General features: G+C 70.4%; 1 pseudogene. It reads right to left on the reverse strand.

Annotated elements, in window-relative coordinates:
- Positions 1–243, reverse strand: a pseudogene (locus tag KVS69_RS20310) (hypothetical protein); the annotation flags it as partial.

A 243-nucleotide genomic window follows, 5' to 3' on the forward strand; every position in this document is an offset into this window, starting at 1 on the left:
GAGTTCCGGCCAGACCTCTTCGCCCGGCACCACCAGCTCGGCCGGCCCCAGGCGGGCCAGTACGGCCCCCAGCGCGTCGACGGAATCGTCCACGTTGACCAGGAAGCGGCCACCGGCCAGGCCGGCCCAGGCCAGGCCGTAGCCGTTCTAGCCACGAGAGAGCGCCATCAGCAGGGTGACGCGGCGCTCATCCAACAGCGCCTCGTAGGTGACGGTAACCGGGGTGACGATCCGCACCACCTT

Source organism: Stenotrophomonas sp. GbtcB23, assembly GCF_019091045.1.
GTDB classification, from domain to species: domain Bacteria; phylum Pseudomonadota; class Gammaproteobacteria; order Xanthomonadales; family Xanthomonadaceae; genus Stenotrophomonas; species Stenotrophomonas rhizophila_A.